Origin of the sequence: Streptomyces triculaminicus, from assembly GCF_017349075.1 — a bacterium.
Taxonomy (GTDB): Bacteria; Actinomycetota; Actinomycetes; order Streptomycetales; family Streptomycetaceae; genus Streptomyces; species Streptomyces triculaminicus.
The window spans coordinates 2083684-2101525 of record NZ_JAFMOF010000001.1 but is presented as its reverse complement, the minus strand read 5'-3'; the positions used below and the strand labels follow the sequence as shown (position 1 = coordinate 2101525).

The following is a 17842-nucleotide window of genomic DNA, read 5'->3' as shown; positions in this document are numbered from 1 at the left end:
GCAGTGCACCCGATTCAGGGAGGCCGTGATGACCAGGAAAGTCGCCGACTGCCGCAGGTTCCCCAGCGAGTCGAACTGCACGCTGCGCATCGCGGGCGAGGAGGACGAGGTCCTGCGGGCCGCCGCCGAGCACGCGGTGTCCGTCCATCAGCACGAGGACTCTCCCGAGCTGCGCGAGCAGATCAAGGAGTTCCTGGAGGACGAGAAGCCCGGCGCCTGACTCACGCCGGGAAGCGGCGGCTCACCCAGCGCCAGGTGAACTCCAGGGCGATCGCGGCCACGGCGGCGATCGCCACGGCGGTCCACGGCATCGTCGTGCCGATCAGCTTGAGGGCGAAGAAGCGCTGGAGCCACGGCGTGAGCAGGACGATCACGAACGCCGCCGCCATCGTCAGCACCAGTGCCACCCGCCACCAGGTGTAGGGCCGCGCGATGATCGCGAGCACCCACAGGGAGATCAGGAACAGCGTGAGCGTCGCCGCGCTCGTCTCCGCGCCGAGCACGTCCACGCCCGCGTAGTAGTGGCGGGCCAGGAGGTAGGCGGCGAAGGTGGCCGTGCCCGCGATCAGCCCCGCGGGGACGGCGTAGCGCATGACGCGGCGTACGAAATGGGGCTGGGCGCGTTCCCGGTTCGGCGCGAGGGCGAGGAAGAAGGCGGGGACGCCGATGGTCAGCGTGGAGAGCAGCGTCAGGTGGCGGGGGAGGAACGGGTAGGGCACGCGGGTGCAGACGACCAGGACGGCCAGCAGGACGGAGTAGACCGTCTTGGTCAGGAACAGCGTCGCCACGCGCGTGATGTTGCCGATCACGCGTCTGCCCTCGGCCACGACGGAGGGCAGCGTGGCGAAGCTGTTGTTCAGCAGCACGATCTGGGCGACGGCGCGGGTGGCCTCGGAGCCGGAGCCCATGGCCACGCCGATGTCGGCGTCCTTGAGCGCGAGCACGTCGTTGACGCCGTCGCCGGTCATGGCCACCGTGTGGCCGCGTGACTGCAGGGCGCCGACCATGTCCCGCTTCTGCTGGGGGGTGACGCGGCCGAAGACCGCGCCCCGGTCCAGGGCCCGTGCCATCGCGTCGCGCTCGCCGGGCAGCCGGCGGGCGTCCACGGGGGTCTCGGCGCCGGGCAGGGCCAGCTGGGCGGCGACGGCTCCGACGGAGACGGCGTTGTCGCCGGAGATCACCTTGGCGGAGACGTCCTGTTCGGCGAAGTAGCGCAGGGTGTCCGCCGCGTCGGAGCGCAGCCGCTGCTCGAGGACGACCAGGGCGGTGGGGTGGACGTCCTCGGTGACGCGCGGGTCGCCCAGTTCGCGGGAGGCGCGGGCCAGGAGCAGGACGCGCAGGCCCCGGGCGTTGAGGTCGTCGGCTTCGGCGAGGGCCGCGGCGCCGGAGGGCAGCAGGACGTCGGGGGCGCCCAGCAGCCAGTTGCCGCCCTGCGTGCCGGGGCCGTCGAAGGAGGCGCCGCTGTATTTGCGGGCCGAGGAGAACGGCAGGGACGCGGTGCAGCGCCGGCCGGTGCCGTCGGGGTAGGCGTCGATGATGGCCTGGAGGCTGGCGTTGGGGCGGGGGTCGGACTCGCCCAGCGCGCCGAGCACCCGGCGTACGGAGGGCTCGTCGGCGGGGGCGTCGGGCAGGAGGCGCAGTTCGCTGACGTCCATGCCGCCCTCGGTGAGGGTGCCGGTCTTGTCCAGGCAGACCACGTCGACGCGGGCCAGGCCCTCGATGGCGGGCAGCTCCTGCACCAGGCACTGCCGGCGGCCGAGGCGGACGACGCCGATGGCGAAGGCGACCGAGGTGAGCAGCACCAGGCCCTCGGGGACCATCGGCACGATGCCGGCGACCATCCGCCGGACGGCCTCGCGCCAGTCGTGGTCCTCGATCACGAGCTGGCTGACGATGAGGCCCAGGGCGGTGGGGATCATCATCCAGGTGACGTACTTGAGGATCACGCTGATGCCGGTGCGCAGTTCGGAGTGGACGAGGGTGAAGCGGGAGGCCTCCTCGGCCAGCTGGGCGGCGTAGGCCTCGCGGCCGACCTTGGTGGCGGTGAAGGCGCCGCCGCCGGCGACCACGAAGGAGCCGGACATGACCGGGTCGCCGGGCCGTTTGAGGACGGGGTCGGCCTCGCCGGTGAGCAGGGACTCGTCGATCTCGAGGCCGTCGGCCTCGAGGACGTCGCCGTCGACGACGCACTTGTCGCCGGGGCCGAGCTCGATGACGTCGCCGAGGACGATCTCGCCGGTGGCGACGGGGGCGGGGGTGCCGTCGCGGCGGACGGTGGGTTTCGCCTCGCCGATGACGGCCAGGGAGTCGAGGGTCTTCTTGGCGCGGAGCTCCTGGACGATGCCGATCGCGGTGTTGGCGATGATCACGAAGCCGAAGAGGCCGTCCTGGAGGGGGCCGACGACCAGGATGATCAGGAAGAGGACGCCGATGATGGCGTTGAAGCGGGTGAGGACGTTGGCCCGGACGATGTCCCGGGTGGAGCGTGAGGAGCGGACCGGGACGTCGTTGACCTCGCCGCGGGCCACGCGCTCGGCGACTTCGCGGGCGGTGAGACCGGGGTGGCTCATACGTCCGACGGTACGGGGGCGCCGGGCGCTCGGCCTTTCGAGGGCCGCGCCCCGGCCCCTCCCGCCCGGTCGTGCCCCCGGGCGGTGATCCCGGTGCCCCGTCCCGTCAGGCGGTGTGCCCGGAGTTCTTCGCCGCGTGGCGGCGAAGGGCGGCGTCGCGCTTGCGGACGTACCAGACGCCGATGAGGCCCAGGCCGCCGCCGGCGAGGCAGGTCCACACCCACCAGGCGTGCCCGTGGTCCTCGAACCAGCCGTAGAACGGCAGCTGGGCGAGGAAGAGGACGAACCACAGGATCGTGCCGCCGGTGATGGTGGCGACGACCGGGCCCTCCAGGGGCTCGGGGGCCTCGTGCGTGGGTGTCCACTTCGTCATGGCGTCAGCCTAGTGCGTTCGGGTCGTCACTCGGTGAAGCCCGGTGGGGTCCGGAGACGGAGGCCTTGTGCCGCAGGGGTCTACGCGCGGAGATAGCCATTCGGCGTTTGTTTATTCATACTGAATCGAACTGGATTTGACTGAACGGTTTAGTTCAATCATCCAAAAGTGGTTCGGATCTTGATCCTTTTTGTTTGTCCTCTTGCCCTCCCGGGCCCGTACGACTGAGGTTCCCCCCATGCCCACCTCGGCCACCTCCACGGTCGACGACGCCCCGTCGTCGCCCGTGCCGCCCGTCGGAAAGAACGCCCTCGACCGGTATTTCCGGATCACCGAGCGGGGTTCGTCCGTCGCCCGTGAGCTGCGCGGCGGCCTGGCGACCTTCTTCGCGATGGCGTACATCATCGTGCTGAACCCGATCATCCTCGGGGCGGGCCAGGACAAGTTCGGCCACCAGCTGGACAACGGCCAGCTGGTCACGGCCACCGCCCTGATGGCCGGGCTCAGCACCGTCCTCATGGGCGCGATCGGCAACGTGCCCATCGCCTGCGCCGCCGGCCTCGGCATCAACGCCGTCGTCTCGCTGCAGCTGGCGCCCAAGATGAGCTGGCCGGACGCGATGGGCATGGTCGTCCTGGCCGGCCTGGTGCTGATGGTGCTGGTCGCCTCCGGTCTGCGGCAGCGCGTCATGGACGCCATTCCCGGCGGGCTGCGGCGCGCCATCGCGATCGGCATCGGCCTGTTCATCTCGCTGATCGGCCTGGTCGACTCCGGCTTCGTCAGCCGCAACCCCGACGCCGCCCACACCACCGTCCCGATGGGGCTGGGCCAGGGCGGTCAGCTGACCGGCTGGCCGGTGCTGGTCTTCGCGGCCGGGCTCGCGCTGACGTTCATCCTGCTGGTGCGCAAGGCGCCGGGCGCGATCCTCATCGGGATCGTCGTGATGACGGTCGTGGCGATCGTCATCAACTCGCTGGTCGAGATCCCGGACGCGGGCTGGGGCCTGTCCGTGCCCACCGTGCCGGACAAGATCGTGGACACCCCGGACTTCGGGCTCATAGGCGACGTCAGCCTCTTCGGCGGATTCCATGAGGTCGGCCTGCTCACCGGCTGCCTGTTCGTCTTCACCGTGCTGCTGTCCGGCTTCTTCGACGCCATGGGCACGATCATCGGCGTCGGCGAGGAGGCCGGCCTGACGGACGAGAAGGGCCAGCTGCCCAACATGGGCAGGATCCTCATGATGGACGGTGTGGCCGTGGCGGCCGGCGGCGCCGGCTCCGCCTCCGCCAACACCTGCTTCGTGGAGTCCACGGCGGGCGTCGGCGAGGGCGCCCGTACGGGCCTGGCCAACCTGATGACCGGCGGGCTCTTCCTGCTCGCCCTCGTCTTCACCCCGCTGGCCACCGTGGTGCCCGCCCAGGCCGCGACCCCCGCCCTGGTCGTCGTCGGCTTCCTGATCATGGCCTCGAACGTCAAGGAGATCGACTGGAGTGACTTCACGATCGCGATCCCCGCGTTCCTGACGATCATCTCCATGCCGTTCACCTACTCGATCACCAACGGCATCGGCATCGGCGTCCTCGCCTTCATCCTGCTGCGGATCGCCGACAAGCGGGCCCGCGAGATCCCCTGGCTGCTGAACGTCGTCGGGGCCTGCTTCCTCGTCTACTTCATGCTCGACCCGATCGAGCAGCTGCTGGGCGTGAAGTAACCGGACACGACCGCCACCGCCGGGTGCCGGCCGGGCCGGCCCAGGGGGTGTCCGATGGGCCGGCACGGGCCCTGCGGCTCCCCCAGCTACCGCTGGGAGGTGCCCCCAGCACGGCACCTCGCTGCGTTGTCGCATCACCCGAGGACGCTCAGTCCGAGGGAGATGCTCCGCCTTGCGATCCACCGCACCAGACGCCGCAGGACCCGCACCGACCCACCGGACACCCCCTAGCGCTTGAGGTAGGCCAGCACGGCCAGCACCCGGCGGTTGTCGTCCGCCGACGGGGCGATGCCGAGCCTGGCGAAGATGCTCGCCGTGTGCTTGGCGACCGCGCTCTCGCTGATGTGCAGGCCGCTCGCGATCGCGGCGTTCGAGCGGCCCTCGGCCATCAGCTCCAGCACGTCGCGCTCGCGCGCCGTCAGGTCGCCGACCGTCCCCCGGGCCTCGCCCCGCGCGAGCAGCTTGGCGATGACCTGAGGGTCCATCACCGTCCCGCCGGCGGCGACCCGGCGGACCGCGTCGACGAACTGCTCGGTGTTGGTCACCCGGTCCTTGAGCAGATAGCCGACGGCGCCCTCGCCGCCGGCCAGCAGCTCGTTGGCGTAGAGCTGCTCGACGTACTGCGAGAGCACCAGTACGGGCAGGCCGGGCCGCCGGCGGCGGGCCTCGAGCGCGGCCTGCAGGCCCTCGTCGGTGAAGCTCGGCGGGAGGCGGACGTCGACCACCGCCACGTCCGGCTCCTCCTCCAGCAGCGCGCGCAGCAGGGACGGGCCGTTGTCCACGGCCGCCACGACCTCGCAGCCGTGCTCGCGCAGCGTGCGTATGAGGCCGTCTCTCAGCAGGAAGAGGTCTTCGGCGAGGACAACGCGCACGGGATCTCCATCGTCACGGTGGTCGGGCCGCCCGGCGGGCTGTGCAGGGCGAGGACGCCGTCGAAGGTATCCAACCGGCGCCGCACCCCCAGCAGTCCGGTGCCGCCCGCGACGTCGGCGCCGCCGCGGCCGTCGTCGGCGACGACGGCCCGCAGCGTGCCGTCCTCGTGGGTCAGCGTGATCCGTACCTCCCGGGCCCGCGCGTGCTTGGCGGCGTTGGTCAGCGCCTCGCTCACCGCGAAGTACGCGGCGGACTCGACCGGCGCCGGGAGCCGGCCCGGCAGGCGGGCCTCGACGTGCACGTCGAGGAAGGTGTCGAGCGCCAGCGACCGGACCGCGTCGCCGAGCCCCCGGTCGGCGAGGACCGGCGGGTGGATGCCGTGGACCAGGTCGCGCAGGTCCCGCAGCGCCGCCTCGGAGGTCCTGCGGACGTCCAGCAGCAGCTCGCGGGCGGCCGCCGGGTCGGTGTCCAGCAGGCGGGTGGCGCTGTCCAGCGTCATGCCGAGGGCGACGAGGCGGGCCTGGGCGCCGTCGTGCAGGTCCCGTTCGATGCGGCGCAGTTCGGCCGCCTGGGTGTCCAGGGCCCGGTCGCGGGTGTCGGTGAGCCGTTCCACGCGGCGGGCGAGTTCGGCGCTGCGGGGCGCGGACAGCAGCAGCCGGCTCCAGCGGGCGTGCAGCCGGAGGACGGCGGGTGCGGCGGCCAGGCCGCCGGCGGCGAAGGCCAGGCCCAGGGCGAGGGCGGCGAGCATCGTCGCGGTGCTGTGCACGGGGACGAAGGCGTACCAGTTGCCGTCGTCGATGATCCGCCAGATGAACGGCTGGACGAGCGCGCCGAACGCCCCGTACTCGATGAGGGCCAGCGGCACGGCGACGAGCAGTCCGCCGACCGCCGGCTCCAGCCAGGCCCACGTCAGGTCGCGCCAGAACCCCTCGTCGGCCAGGATCGCGGCCGCCCGGCGGCGCGGGCCCGGGGCGGGGCCGGTGGTCAGGTCCGGCGGCGGGCTGATGTGCGTGCCGGTCCAGCGCCCGGCCCGCGCGCGGGCCCGGTCGGACAGTGAGCGCAGGGCCCTTGCGGCGGGCGGCAGCAGGGCGAAGCCGGCGCCGACGGGCAACAGCAGCAGGGCGCACACCACGAGCGAGCCCACGAACGGCACCGCCAGGGCGAGCAGGCTCGCCCACTGGCAGCGCGCGGCGGCGACGCAGGCGCGGGAGACAACCGAGGCCATGGGGGTGCGTCGCCCTATCGAACGTGTTCCGGAATCGTGCGGATCCTAGCCGCCGGTGCCGTACGGGCGTTCCGCCAGGTCCACAGCACCGCCGCCGCCAGGCACGCCGCCCCGAAAAGCACCATCGGGAGCACGGCGCCGGACTCCTCGTCCATGAGCAGCAGCATGCCGAGGTTGATCAGGGCGTGGAAGCCGCCGGCGAGCGGCAGCCCGCCGGCCCGGGTGCCCTCGAGCGCCCGCCCCATGACGACGGACATGGCGATGGCCCCCACCAGGAACGCCGCCGCGTACACCGGGTCCTCGGCGAAGACGCCCACGTGCCAGACGCCCCAGATCGCGCCGACCGTGACCGAGGTCGCGAGCGGGCCGAAGCGGGTGCGCAGCAGTGGCTGCAGGAAGCAGCGCCAGCCGATCTCCTCGCCGCAGGCGCCGATCATCTGGGCCACGACGATCAGCGCGAAGGGGTGCTCGAGCGTGTCCGGGCGGGTGAACCGCGCGTCCCCGGTCAGGAGGGCGTACGCGCCGGCGCTCAGGGCGATGATCAGGGGCGCGGTCAGCAGCAGGGCGCCCCCGCCCGCCCCGCGGCCGCGCAGGGCCCCGGCGAGCAGGGCCCGTACCCGGCCCGGCCACAGCAGTGCCGCCAGCCCCACTCCCAGAGCCGGCCCGAACTGGGTCAGCTGGACGACCTCGGGGGGAATCCCCGTCGCGGGCTGCGCCGTGCCGAGCGCCCCCGCGGCCAGGAAGGCGACCGTCAGGAACACCCCCACCGGTGCTCCGATGCCGCCGTTCCACGTGTTGCCGGCTGTCCTCATGCCGTCGCGCCCCCCTCGGGTCGTTGGTTCGCCTTCGACGATGCCGGGTGGCGGGGCGGCGGCCACTGCGTCTGGCTGCCGGGCCGGGGTGTACGTACGTACACCCCCCGTGCCCGTGCGGGAGCGCTCCCCTCGCGTGCTTCCGTCCGCCCCAGTGCCCACTTTCTTTAGGGCAAGTAATGAGGTAATCTAATTGTCATGCCGGAGCCTTCCCGCACCCTCGAACCAGACGACAGCGCCGCCGTGAACGACCTTCGGTCGGCGGTGATGCGGCTGTCCCGCAGGCTCAAGCACCAGCGGGTGGACGAGTCGCTCAGCCCGGCCGAGATGTCGGTCCTGGGCACCCTCGCCCGCTGCGGCTCCGCCACCCCGGGCGAGCTCGCCCGCAAGGAGCATGTGCAGCCGCCGTCGATGACCCGCATCGTCGCGCTGCTGGAGGGCAAGGGGCTCGTCGCTCTCGAGCCGCATCCCGAGGACCGCCGCCAGAAGGTGGTCCGCCAGACGGAGCAGGCCGAGGCGATGCTCGAACAGAGCCGTCGCAAGCGCAATGCCTGGCTCGCCGAACTGGTGGGCCAGCTGGACGAGGACGAGCGGGCGACGCTGCGCGCCGCCGCGCCCGTCCTGGAGAAACTCGCGCACCTGTAGGCGCCCGGCACCGCTCCCCACGAGCGCGCCGAGCGCGCGCCCGCCGGCGCGCCGCGCAAGGAGACAGCGCACAGAGAAGGAGGCGACCCCACCTTGAGTTCGGGACCCGGAGCAGACTCCGCACCCGCACCGAACCACCACCACGACGCACGCACCACCTCCCTGCACACCAAGGGAGGCACGTTCAGCTCGCTCCGCATCCGCAACTACCGGCTCTTCGCCGCCGGTCAGGTGGTGTCCAACACCGGCACCTGGATGCAGCGGATCGCCCAGGACTGGCTGGTCCTCAGCATCACCGGCTCCTCGGCCGCCGTGGGCATCACCACGGCACTGCAGTTCCTGCCCATGCTGTTGTTCGGGCTCTACGGCGGCGTCATAGCCGACCGTTCCCCCAAGCGCCGGCTGCTGCTGGCGACCCAGACGGCGATGGGCGTCACCGGCGTCGCGCTCGCCGTGCTCACCCTCACCGGACGGGTCGAGGTCTGGCACGTCTACCTCACCGCCTTCGTCCTCGGTCTCGTCACCGTCGTCGACAACCCCGCCCGGCAGGCGTTCGTCGCCGAGATGGTCGGACCCGCCGACCTGCGCAACGCCGTCAGCCTGAACTCCGCCAACTTCCAGTCCGCCCGGCTGGTCGGCCCGGCCGTCGCCGGTGTGCTGATCACCGCCGTGGGCAGCGGCTGGGCGTTCCTGGCCAACGGACTGTCGTTCGCCGCGCCCGTCGCCGGACTGCTGATGATGCGCACCGGCGAACTGCACAGGGCCGAGCGCGCCCCGCGCGGCAAGGGCCAGCTGAGGGAGGGCCTGCGCTACGTCGCCGGGAACCCGGACCTGATCTGGCCCATCGTGCTGGTCGGCTTCATCGGCACCTTCGGCTTCAACTTCCCCATCTGGCTCACGGCGTTCGTCAATGACGTCTTCCACGCCGACGCCAGCACCTACGGCCTGCTCAACACCCTGATGGCGGCCGGCTCGCTGGTCGGCGCGCTGCTCGCGGCCCGCCGGGGCAGCTCGCGGCCGCGGCTGCTGGTGGGGGCCGCGGCGCTGTTCGGCGTGCTGGAGATCACGGCGGCGCTCGCGCCCTCGTTCTGGGTCTTCGCGCTGCTGCTCGTGCCGATCGGCATGTGCGGCCTGACGATCAACGTCACCGCCAACTCCGGCCTCCAGATGGCCGCCGACCCCGCACTGCGGGGACGGGTGATGAGCCTGTTCATGATGGTCTTCATGGGCGGTACGCCGCTGGGCGCGCCCCTGGTCGGCTGGATCACCGACGCGTACGGGCCCCGCACCGGCTTCCTCGCCGGCGGCGTCGTCTCGGCGCTCGCGGCGGCCGCCGTCGGCCTGGCGCTGGCCCGCGCGGGCGACCTGCGTCTGAAGGTCGACTTCCGGCGGGGCCACCGGCATGTGGCCTTCGTCCCCCGCGAGACCGCGGAGCGCCCGGAGCGGCTGACCGCGACGGTGTGAGGGCGGGGGCACCACGGTTCCCCTGCCCCACCTCCGGCCGATCGGTCGTGACCCGGGCGACACTGGTCCCATGCGACTGTTCGCCGCGGTGGTTCCTCCCCGGCCCGCGATCGACGAACTGGCGGACGAGGTGGCGCAATTGCGCGCGGCCCTGCCCGACCGGCGGGGCCGCCTGCGCTGGACCGAGCCCGCCCTGTGGCACTTCACGCTCGCCTTCCTCGGCGAGGTCGACGAGGCCCTGCTGCCGGAGCTGGACGAGCGCCTCGGTCGCGCCGCCCACCGGCATCCGGTGCACGAGCTGCGGTTCGCCGGAGGCGGCCGGTTCGGCGACCGGATCCTGTGGGTCGGGGCGACCGGCTCCGTGGAGACCCTGGGCGGCCTCGCCCGCTCCACCGCCGCCGGCGCCCGGCGAGCCGGCGTGCACATGGCCGACACCAAGCCCTTCCGCCCCCACCTCACCCTCGCCCGGACCGCCGGCCATGTGAATCTCCGGCCGTACGCGGAGGAGCTGGCGGAGTTCCGGGGACGCCGCTGGTGGGCCGAGCGCGTGGAGCTCGTCCAAAGCCATCTGCCCGCCTCCGGCGTCCCCGGTGAGCGCCCCCGCTACGAGACCGTGGCGTCCTGGCCCCTGGGCACCCGGCGGGCCGGCTGACCGCTCCGGTTACGCTCGAGGGGTGGACCCCAAGACCAGAAACCGGATCATGACCGGTGCGCTCGCCGTGATGCTCGTCGTCGTCGCCGTGGTGGCCGCGGTGAGGTGACGCCGTAGGGCGCGACACGCAGGCCGCCCGGACGCCGGACGCCGGGCGCGGGCGGCGATGCTGGTGGGGTGATCCACGCCGTGCTGCGCGCGCTGTCCATCGCCGGGGCCATGACCTGGGAGATCACCTGGGCGCTGATCCTCGGCTTCGCGCTGTCCGCCGTGGTCCAGGCCGTGGTGCGCCGGTCCTCCGTCGTCTCGCTGCTGGGCGACGACCGTCCCCGTACCCTCGCCGTCGCGGCCGGGCTGGGCGCGGCCTCGTCCTCCTGCTCGTACGCCGCCGTGGCGCTCGCCCGCTCGCTGTTCGTGAAGGGGGCGCACTTCACGGCCGCGATGGGCTTCGAGATCGCCTCGACGAACCTGGTGGTCGAGCTGGGCGTGATCCTGGCGCTGCTGCTGGGCTGGCAGTTCACGGCGGCGGAGTTCGCGGGCGGCCTGATCATGATCGCGGTGCTGGCGGTGCTGTTCCGCCTGACGCTGCGGGAGAGCCTGCTGCGCCGGGCCAGGGAGCAGGCCGAGCGGGGCGTGGCCGGGGCGATGGAGGGGCACGCGGCGATGGACATGTCGGTGGGCGGGAGCCGCTCGTTCGTCCGGCGGCTGCTGTCGGGCGAGGGATTCACGGCCGTCTCCCGCGTCTTCGTCATGGAGTGGGCGGCGATCCTGCGCGACCTGGTGCTGGGCCTGCTGATCGCGGGCGCGATCGCCGCCTGGGTGCCGGAGGCCTTCTGGCAGGCGCTGTTCTTCGAGGGACACCCGCGGGCGGCGAAGCTCTGGGGCCCGCTGGTGGGGCCGCTGGTGGCGATCGCCTCGTTCGTGTGCTCGATCGGCAACGTGCCGCTGGCGGTGGTGCTGTGGCAGGGCGGGATCAGCTTCGGCGGCGTGGTGGCGTTCATCTTCGCCGACCTGCTGATCCTGCCCATCCTCGCCATCTACCGGAAGTACTACGGCACCCGAACGGCCCTGTACCTGCTGGGCACCTTCTACGCCGCCATGGTCCTCGCCGGGTACGCCGTGGAGTTCCTCTTCGGCGCGCTCGGACTGATCCCCGACCAGGCCCGTGCGCATGTGCCCATGGCGGGGGTGACGTGGAACTACACGACGTTCCTCAACATCGTCTTCCTGCTGCTGGGCGCGGTGCTGGGGGCCCGCTTCCTCGCCACGGGCGGACGGGCGATGCTCCGCACGATGGGCGGGGCGCCCTTGCCTTGAGCGCGCTCGAAGGCGTTGGCTTGGTCGCCATGGAGTACACGCAGCTCGGACGCACAGGACTGAAGGTCAGCCGGCTCGTCCTCGGCACCATGAACTTCGGCCCGCAGACCGGCGAGGCCGACAGCCACGCCATCATGGACGCCGCGCTCGACGCGGGCCTGAACTTCTTCGACACCGCCAACGTCTACGGCTGGGGCGACGACAAGGGCCGCACCGAGGAGATCATCGGCAGCTGGCTCGCCAAGGGCGGCGGGCGGCGGGAGAAGGTCGTGATCGCCACCAAGGTGTTCGGCAACATGGGCCCGGACGGCGCCAACTGGCCCAACCACGACCGCCTGTCCGCTGTGAACATCCGGCGGGCCGTCGAGGGCAGCCTGCGGCGCCTGGGCACCGACCACATCGACCTCTACCAGTTCCACCACGTCGACCGGGCCACCCCGTGGGACGAGATCTGGCAGGCCATCGACGTCCTCGTCCAGCAGGGCAAGATCGTCTACGCGGGGTCGTCCAACCACGCCGGCTGGCACATCGCCCAGGCCAACGAGAGCGCCCGCCGCCGCGGCACGCTCGGCCTCGTCAGCGAGCAGTGCCTGTACAACCTCGCCGAGCGCCGCGCCGAGATGGAGGTCATTCCGGCGGCCGAGGCGTACGGGCTCGGCGTGATCCCCTGGTCCCCGCTGCACGGCGGCCTCCTCGGCGGCGTTCTGCGCAAGGAGAGGGAGGGCGGCAGCGCCCGCGCCGCGTCCGGCCGGTCGGCCGACGCGCTCGCGAACACCAAGGTCCGCGAGCAGGTGCAGGCGTACGAGGACCTGCTGGACAAGCACGGCCTGGCACCCGGCGAGGTCGCCCTGGCCTGGCTGCTCACCCGCCCCGGCGTCACCGGCCCGATCGTCGGACCGCGCACCCTCGGACAGCTCGAGAGCGCGCTGCGCGCCCTCGAGCTGCGCCTGGACGAGGATCTGCTGACCGCGCTCGACGGCGTCTTCCCGGGCCCGGGCCCCTCCCCGGAGGCCTTCGCCTGGTAATCCGGCGCTAGCGGCCGTAGGGACCGCCCACGTCCCACGCCTGGTACATCGCGTCCGCGAACGCGGCGGCGATGCGGTGCTCGCCCGCGGCGCTGGGATGCGTGCCGTCGTAGGTGTCCCGCTGGGTGTCCCAGCCCTCGGGCGGCGAGGCGAGCAGCAGGGGCGAGGCGGGCTCGGCGAGATCGGCGACGATCTTGCCGAGCAGCTCGTTGAAGCGCTCGACCTCGGCGGCGAAGTGCGGCTCCGCCAGCGCGCGGACGTTGTGGAGCACCGGCATCAGCACGGCCCGTACGCGCGGATTGGCCGCGCGGGCCTCGGCGAGGAAGCCGCGGACGTTGTCCGCGGTCTGCTCGGCGTTGGTGTAGAAGCCCAGGTCTATGAGGCCGAGGGAGACCAGCAGGGTGTCTGCCTTGCCCTTGCGCACGGCCTCGGCGATCAGCGGCGCCATGTGCAGCCACCCCTCGCCCCAGCCGGCGAGGTGCGCCCTGGCGCGCTCGGGGAAGTCCGGGTCGCCGTAGTCGAGCGACCCGGCGGCGTCGGCGGCGGGGTCGTACAGCTCCCGGCGCGGCCCGACGATCCGGTACGGCCCGCCGTAGGAGGCGTTGAGGTGCTGCCACATGCGGTAGCGCCATGTGTAGTCCCCGGCGCTACCGACCGTCATCGAGTCGCCGACGAACATGATCCGCACTCCTCCATTGTGCCCGACGCCGTATCGCGCCCCGCCTCCTACCGCCCCAGCACCCCCTCCAGAATCTCCACCCACTGCTCCACCACGCGCTCGCGCCTGGCGCTGTCGTCCGTCAGCAGCCCCGCCAGCCCCAGCCCGCGCGCCATGTCCAGGAACCCCTGGACGGTCTCCCGGGCGCCGGGCCTGCCCTCGTCGGCCCGCAGCAGCGTCACCGCCATGCGGTGGGTCTCGCGGCCGACGCGGGCCTCCAGGGCCGTCACCCGCTCCCGCAGCCGGCCGTCGTCGTGCGACGCGGCCACCCACAGCTGCAGCGCGGCCCGGAACAGGGGCCCGGTGTAGAGCCCGACCATCGTCTCGACCACGGCGTACCGGCGCGCCGGGCCCATGGTCATCGAGGTCGCGTCGGCGATCGCCCGCAGCTTCCTCAGGCGCTCCTCCGCCACGTGCTCCACCGCGGCGGTGAACAGGTCCTCACGGGTGGGGAAGTGGTGCTGGGCGGCCCCCCGCGACACCCCGGCCCGCTCGGCGACCACGGCCACGGTCGAGCCGGCCCAGCCGTGCTCGGCCAGGCACTCGATGGCCGCCTCCATCAGGCGCCGTCGGGTCGCCCGGCTGCGGTCCTGCTTGGGAGAGGTCACCGTCCCCATGCCGGATCCCTCTTCTCCAGGAACGCCGTCATGCCCTCGCGGGCCTCGTCCGAGGCGAACAGCCGCGCCGAGAGCTCGGCCAGCGGCCCGGTGTCGCGGTCGAAGGCCCGCAGCACCTCCGCAGTGACCAGGCGCTTGGACTCGGCGAGCCCCTGCGGCGAGGCCCGCCGCAGCCCGGCCAGGACCGGCTCCAGGTCCTCGCCCACGGCCGTCACCAGGCCGATCCTCGCCGCCTCGGCGGCCCCGAAGCGCTCGCCGGTCAGGTAGTAGCGGCCCGCGGCGCGCGCGTCGAGGCGCGGCAGCAGCGGCATGGAGATCACGGCGGGCGCCAGCCCCAGCAGCGCCTCGGTGAAGGCGAACGTCGAAGCCTGTCCGGCTATCGCGATGTCGCACGCCCCCACCAGCCCCAGCCCGCCGGCGCGCACATGGCCGCGTACGGCCGCCACCACGGGCTTGGGCAGTTCCACGATCGCCCGCAGGAGCCCGGCGAGTTCCAGCGGGCCGGTCGGCGTGGGCTCCGTGAGGTCGGCGCCCGCGCAGAAGGTGTTGCCGGTGTGTGCGAGGACCACGGCCCGCGTGTCCGGGTCGTCGCCGGCCCGTCCGAGCGCCTCCCGCAGCTCGCCGACCAGCCGGGCGGAGAGGGCGTTGCGGTTGTGCGGCGAGTCCAGGGTCAGGGTCGTGATGCCGCGCTCGTGGCAGTGGCGGACCAGCATCGGGCAATCCTCCTTCTCTCAGTAGGACTTGGGGAGTCCCAGGGTCTGGTGCGAGACGTAGTTGAGAATCATCTCCCGGCTCACGGGAGCCACCCGCGCCACCCGTGCCGCCGTGATCAGCGAGGCCAGCCCGTACTCCGCGGTGAGGCCGTTCCCGCCGAGGGTGTGCACGGCCTGGTCGACGGCGCGCACGGCCGCCTCGGCGGCCGCGTACTTCGCCATGTTGGCGGCCTCGCCCGCCCCGGCGTCGTCCCCGGCGTCGTAGAGGTGGGCGGCCTTGTACATCATCAGCCGGGCCAGCTCGAGCTCGATGTGCGACCGCGCCAGGGGGTGGGCGACGGCCTGGTGGGCGCCGATCGGCGCGTCCCACACCTGCCGGGTCCGCGCGTAGTCCACGGCCCGGGCGACCGCGTAGCGCCCCATGCCGATCGCGAACGCCGCGGTCATGATCCGCTCGGGGTTGAGCCCGGCGAAGAGCTGCAACAGCCCGGCATCCTCATCACCGACCAAGGCCTCGGCCGGCAAGCGCACGTCATCCAACAAGAGCTCGAACTGCTTCTCAGGAGAAGCGAGTTCCATGGCAATCGAGCGCCGGGTGAACCCCGGAGTGTCACGACCGACGATGAACAGACAGGGCTTGAGCCTGCCCGTCCCGGCGTCCTCCGTCCGCCCCACGATCAGCGTCGCGTCGGCCGCGTCGACGCCGGAGATGAAGACCTTGCGGCCGTTGAGGATCCAGTCCGTCCCGTCCCGCCGGGCCGTCGTGGTCAGCCGGTGGGAGTTGGACCCGGCGTCGGGCTCGGTGATCCCGAAGGCCATTTTGAGCGTGCCGGAGGCGAGCCCGGGCAGCCAGGTGCGCTTCTGCTCGTCGGTGCCGAAGCGGGCGATCACGGTGCCGCAGATGGCGGGCGAGACGACCATCAGCAGCAGCGGACACCCGGCGGCCCCCAGCTCCTCCAGCACCAGGGCGAGCTCGGTGATCCCGCCGCCCCCGCCGCCGTACTCCTCGGGGAGGTTGACCCCGAGATAGCCGTGCTTGCCGGCCTCCTCCCACAGCTCGTCGGCGTGCCGGCCCTCGCGCACGGCGGTGGCGAAGTACTCACGGCCGTAGCGACCGGCGAGGCGGGCCACGGCGGCGCGCAGGTCGCGGTGCTCGGCGGACTCGATCACGTTCATGAGGACTCCTCGGACTCGGTGACCACGGCGAGCAGTTCCCCCACCTCGACCTGCCGCCCCGCCACCGCGTGCAGGGCGGTGAGCACGCCGTCGGCGGGCGCGACGACGCGGTGCTCCATCTTCATCGCCTCCAGCCACAGCAGGGCCTGCCCGGCCGCCACGGCCTTCCCCACGGCGACGCCGTCCGCGACCCGCACGACGGTGCCGGGCATGGGGGCGAGCAGGGAGCCGGGTGCGACGTGCGAGACGGGAGCGGGGAAGCGGGGGAGGGGGATCAGGGCGTACGAACCGGCGTGCGGGGTGTCCACATGGACCTCCGAGCCGTAGTCGGCCACGTCGAAGGCGCGCCGGACGCCGCCGGTCTCCAGCACGACGCGGTCGGGGGCGGCCTCGAGCAGCCGCACGCCGGGGAACCCCTCGGCGGTGAGCCCGTTCCGGTCGATCCGGTAACGGACCTCGTACTCCAGGCCGTCGGGGGAGGAGCGATAGCGCTTGACCTGGGGCTGAGAGGGAACGTTGCGCCACCCCCCGAAAGGCGACCGCCCCCGGGCATCGGCGACGGCGGCGACGAGAGCGGCAAGCGCAACTACCCGTTCTCCGCCGACAAGTTCACCGAGATGCCGCCGATAAAACCCGGTATCCATAACCCCCTGAAGAAACTCCGGATGCCGCAACGACCGAACGAGCAACTCCCGGTTCGTCACGGGGCCATGAATGCGGGCACGGCCCAAAACATGACCCAAGGACCGAACCGCCTCGTCCCGACTCCGCCCCCAGGCGACAACCTTGGCGATCAACGAGTCGTAGTGGACCGGAACCTGGTCACCGTCCTCGTAACCGGAGTCGACACGCACCCACGACGCACCGTCCTCCAACTCCAGCCGGTGCACAAAGCCGGCCCAAGGCCGCCAGTCCCGAGCAGGATCCTCGGCATACAACCGAGCCTCGACGGCATGCCCCACGGGCTCCGGCGGAGCCCCCAGAGCCGCCCCCTCGGCGACCCGCACCTGCAGCGCCACGAGATCCACCCCGTACACCGCCTCGGTCACCGGATGCTCCACCTGCAGCCGGGTGTTCATCTCCAGGAAGTGCGTCCGGCCGTCCGCCGTCACCAGGAACTCGACCGTCCCCGCCCCCACGTACCCGATGGCTCGTGCCGCCGACGCGGCGGCGTCGCACAGGGCCCGCTCCACCGCGCCCGGCGGCCCCGGCAGGCCCGGCGCCGGGCACTCCTCGATGACCTTCTGGTGCCGGCGCTGCAGCGAGCAGTCCCGCGTGCCCAGCGTCCACACCGTGCCGTGCGCGTCCGCGAGGACCTGGACCTCGACATGCCGTCCGTCCTCGAGGTACGGCTCCACGAACACCTCGCCGTCGCCGAAGGCGGCCGCCGCCTCGGAGCGGGCGGCGGCCAGCTCCCCGGGCAGGTCAGCGAGTGAGCGGACGACGCGCATGCCACGCCCGCCGCCCCCCTCGGCGGCCTTGACGAGCACCGGAAGGTCCGCCTCCGTGACGGCCGCGGGGTCCAGCGGGGCGCCGCCCATCAGCCGCTTCGCCCGCGTCTTGGAGGCCATGGCCTCGATCGCCCCGGCCGGCGGCCCGATCCACACCAGCCCGGCGTCCGTCACGGCGCGGGCGAAGCCGGGGTTCTCGGACAGGAACCCGTACCCCGGATGCACGGCATCGGCGCCCGCCGCCCGCGCGGCGGCGATCAGCAGATCGCCCCGCAGATACGTATCCGCGGGCGCAACCCCCGGCAGCCGCACCGCCGCGTCGGCCTCCCGGACGTGCCGGGCGCCGGCGTCGGCGTCCGAGTACACGGCGACGGTGGCGATGCCCAGTTCGCGGCACGTACGAAAGATCCGGCAAGCGATCTCGCCCCGATTGGCGACGAGCACAGAAGAAACCAAGGAACCCGACCCAGAACCCACCGACCGCACCCCCTCACGCCCGA

17 protein-coding genes are annotated in these 17842 nt (G+C 72.7%); 7 read left to right on the top strand and 10 right to left on the bottom strand.

Annotated elements, in window-relative coordinates:
* The first annotated feature begins 28 nt into the window (after positions 1-28).
* On the top strand, positions 29-220 hold the full coding sequence (locus J1792_RS09800; protein WP_086568691.1) for a DUF1059 domain-containing protein: 192 nt from the start codon (positions 29-31) through the stop codon (positions 218-220).
* Position 221: 1 nt separating this feature from the next.
* Here the strand turns inward: J1792_RS09800 and J1792_RS09795 are convergent, their stop codons facing one another.
* Together J1792_RS09795 and J1792_RS09790 are read right to left on the bottom strand one after the other, a co-directional pair.
* Positions 222-2570, bottom strand: a complete 2349-nt coding sequence (locus J1792_RS09795; RefSeq protein ID WP_207247024.1) for an HAD-IC family P-type ATPase — start codon at positions 2568-2570, stop codon at positions 222-224.
* Between the two features lie 106 nt (positions 2571-2676).
* A complete protein-coding gene (locus J1792_RS09790; protein WP_086568688.1) occupies positions 2677-2943 on the bottom strand; it encodes a DUF2530 domain-containing protein in 267 nt (88 codons plus the stop codon).
* A 238-nt stretch (positions 2944-3181) separates the two neighbouring features.
* On the opposite strand from J1792_RS09790, the gene J1792_RS09785 reads away from it, so the two are divergent.
* The gene (locus tag J1792_RS09785; RefSeq protein ID WP_207247023.1) at positions 3182-4654 is read left to right on the top strand and encodes an NCS2 family permease; all 1473 of its coding nucleotides are present in this window, start codon (positions 3182-3184) and stop codon (positions 4652-4654) included.
* Positions 4655-4881: 227 nt separating this feature from the next.
* Here the strand turns inward: J1792_RS09785 and J1792_RS09780 are convergent, their stop codons facing one another.
* The 3 genes from J1792_RS09780 to J1792_RS09770 are packed head-to-tail and all read right to left on the bottom strand — an operon-like array spanning position 4882 to position 7564.
* Positions 4882-5526 carry a response regulator transcription factor gene (locus tag J1792_RS09780; protein ID WP_086568684.1) on the bottom strand — a complete coding sequence of 215 codons (645 nt, stop codon included), beginning with the start codon at positions 5524-5526 and terminating at the stop codon, positions 4882-4884.
* Positions 5490-6752 carry a sensor histidine kinase gene (locus J1792_RS09775; RefSeq protein WP_086568682.1) on the bottom strand — a complete coding sequence of 421 codons (1263 nt, stop codon included), beginning with the start codon at positions 6750-6752 and terminating at the stop codon, positions 5490-5492. Before J1792_RS09775 ends, J1792_RS09780 begins: the two co-directional genes overlap by 37 nt.
* A gap of 14 nt (positions 6753-6766) precedes the next feature.
* Positions 6767-7564 (bottom strand): CPBP family intramembrane glutamic endopeptidase, encoded by a 798-nt coding sequence (locus J1792_RS09770; RefSeq protein WP_207247022.1) that lies wholly within the window; start codon positions 7562-7564, stop codon positions 6767-6769.
* 198 nt (positions 7565-7762) lie between these two features.
* Between J1792_RS09770 and J1792_RS09765 the strand changes: the two genes are divergently transcribed.
* The 5 genes from J1792_RS09765 (at position 7763) to J1792_RS09745 (ending at position 12667) form a co-directional block, all read left to right on the top strand.
* Entirely contained in the window at positions 7763-8209 is a 447-nt protein-coding gene (locus tag J1792_RS09765) for a MarR family winged helix-turn-helix transcriptional regulator (RefSeq protein WP_086568679.1), read from the top strand.
* Between the two features lie 93 nt (positions 8210-8302).
* The gene (locus J1792_RS09760; protein WP_086568677.1) at positions 8303-9673 is read left to right on the top strand and encodes an MFS transporter; all 1371 of its coding nucleotides are present in this window, start codon (positions 8303-8305) and stop codon (positions 9671-9673) included.
* A 70-nt stretch (positions 9674-9743) separates the two neighbouring features.
* Positions 9744-10325 (top strand): RNA 2',3'-cyclic phosphodiesterase, encoded by a 582-nt coding sequence (thpR, locus tag J1792_RS09755; RefSeq protein WP_207247021.1) that lies wholly within the window; start codon positions 9744-9746, stop codon positions 10323-10325.
* Between the two features lie 180 nt (positions 10326-10505).
* Positions 10506-11642: a permease gene (locus J1792_RS09750; RefSeq protein ID WP_207247127.1), complete on the top strand. Its 1137-nt coding sequence runs from the start codon at positions 10506-10508 to the stop codon at positions 11640-11642.
* Positions 11643-11671: 29 nt separating this feature from the next.
* Entirely contained in the window at positions 11672-12667 is a 996-nt protein-coding gene (locus tag J1792_RS09745) for an aldo/keto reductase (protein WP_086568695.1), read from the top strand.
* Positions 12668-12674: 7 nt separating this feature from the next.
* Here J1792_RS09745 and J1792_RS09740 read toward each other — a convergent pair whose 3' ends face one another.
* The 5 genes from J1792_RS09740 to J1792_RS09720 are packed head-to-tail and all read right to left on the bottom strand — an operon-like array spanning position 12675 to position 17798.
* On the bottom strand, positions 12675-13346 hold the full coding sequence (locus tag J1792_RS09740) for a GDSL-type esterase/lipase family protein (RefSeq protein ID WP_086568672.1): 672 nt from the start codon (positions 13344-13346) through the stop codon (positions 12675-12677).
* 47 nt (positions 13347-13393) lie between these two features.
* On the bottom strand, positions 13394-14002 hold the full coding sequence (locus J1792_RS09735) for a TetR/AcrR family transcriptional regulator (RefSeq protein WP_086568670.1): 609 nt from the start codon (positions 14000-14002) through the stop codon (positions 13394-13396).
* Positions 13990-14715 carry an enoyl-CoA hydratase family protein gene (locus tag J1792_RS09730; RefSeq protein ID WP_086568668.1) on the bottom strand — a complete coding sequence of 242 codons (726 nt, stop codon included), beginning with the start codon at positions 14713-14715 and terminating at the stop codon, positions 13990-13992. Before J1792_RS09730 ends, J1792_RS09735 begins: the two co-directional genes overlap by 13 nt.
* A gap of 18 nt (positions 14716-14733) precedes the next feature.
* Entirely contained in the window at positions 14734-15891 is a 1158-nt protein-coding gene (locus tag J1792_RS09725; protein WP_086568666.1) for an acyl-CoA dehydrogenase family protein, read from the bottom strand.
* On the bottom strand, positions 15888-17798 hold the full coding sequence (locus J1792_RS09720) for an acetyl/propionyl/methylcrotonyl-CoA carboxylase subunit alpha (protein ID WP_086568665.1): 1911 nt from the start codon (positions 17796-17798) through the stop codon (positions 15888-15890). The genes J1792_RS09725 and J1792_RS09720 overlap by 4 nt, the downstream gene beginning before the upstream one ends.
* Positions 17799-17842 lie beyond the last annotated feature (44 nt).

Excerpts from the sequence above, each read along its gene's own strand:
- J1792_RS09800 (WP_086568691.1), top strand. The coding sequence starts at position 29 with ATGACCAGGAAAGTCGCCGACTGCCGCAGGTTCCCCAGCGAGTCGAAC.
- J1792_RS09795 (WP_207247024.1), bottom strand. The coding sequence starts at position 2,570 with ATGAGCCACCCCGGTCTCACCGCCCGCGAAGTCGCCGAGCGCGTGGCC.
- J1792_RS09790 (WP_086568688.1), bottom strand. The coding sequence starts at position 2,943 with ATGACGAAGTGGACACCCACGCACGAGGCCCCCGAGCCCCTGGAGGGC.
- J1792_RS09785 (WP_207247023.1), top strand. The coding sequence starts at position 3,182 with ATGCCCACCTCGGCCACCTCCACGGTCGACGACGCCCCGTCGTCGCCC.
- J1792_RS09775 (WP_086568682.1), bottom strand. The coding sequence starts at position 6,752 with ATGGCCTCGGTTGTCTCCCGCGCCTGCGTCGCCGCCGCGCGCTGCCAG.
- J1792_RS09770 (WP_207247022.1), bottom strand. The coding sequence starts at position 7,564 with ATGAGGACAGCCGGCAACACGTGGAACGGCGGCATCGGAGCACCGGTG.
- J1792_RS09765 (WP_086568679.1), top strand. The coding sequence starts at position 7,763 with ATGCCGGAGCCTTCCCGCACCCTCGAACCAGACGACAGCGCCGCCGTG.
- thpR (WP_207247021.1), top strand. The coding sequence starts at position 9,744 with ATGCGACTGTTCGCCGCGGTGGTTCCTCCCCGGCCCGCGATCGACGAA.
- J1792_RS09745 (WP_086568695.1), top strand. The coding sequence starts at position 11,672 with ATGGAGTACACGCAGCTCGGACGCACAGGACTGAAGGTCAGCCGGCTC.
- J1792_RS09740 (WP_086568672.1), bottom strand. The coding sequence starts at position 13,346 with ATGTTCGTCGGCGACTCGATGACGGTCGGTAGCGCCGGGGACTACACA.
- J1792_RS09735 (WP_086568670.1), bottom strand. The coding sequence starts at position 14,002 with ATGGGGACGGTGACCTCTCCCAAGCAGGACCGCAGCCGGGCGACCCGA.
- J1792_RS09730 (WP_086568668.1), bottom strand. The coding sequence starts at position 14,715 with ATGCTGGTCCGCCACTGCCACGAGCGCGGCATCACGACCCTGACCCTG.
- J1792_RS09725 (WP_086568666.1), bottom strand. The coding sequence starts at position 15,891 with ATGAACGTGATCGAGTCCGCCGAGCACCGCGACCTGCGCGCCGCCGTG.